This window comes from Opacimonas viscosa (assembly GCF_024199005.1).
Lineage (GTDB): Bacteria > Pseudomonadota > Gammaproteobacteria > Enterobacterales > Alteromonadaceae > Opacimonas > Opacimonas viscosa.
On sequence record NZ_JANATA010000298.1, the window covers coordinates 1 to 241 of the forward strand.

A 241-nucleotide genomic window follows, 5' to 3' on the forward strand; every position below is an offset into this window, starting at 1 on the left:
AGATTTTTGGTGACAAAGGCCGCTATTATCCAAACCGCATTAAGCAGTGGTGTGGTTATCTTAAACGCCAGTACCCTCAGGCAGAAACGCTGTTCAGCAATATCCGCCGTTTGCAAAAAGCGGATGAGATTGTAAACGTATTGCGACAGTCCGCACATCTTTAAGGTAAGCCGTCCTCGCTGAACTTGTTGCTTCAGCTTCTTTTCGCTAACGTTATAGTTTGCAGCGCTGCGCCTATGGT

At 46.9% G+C, this 241-nt stretch carries 1 pseudogene; it reads left to right on the plus strand.

Annotated features, from left to right (window positions below):
• Positions 1-164, plus strand: a pseudogene (locus NLF92_RS13685) (tRNA dihydrouridine(16) synthase DusC); the annotation flags it as partial.
• Positions 165-241: the final 77 nt, after the last annotated feature.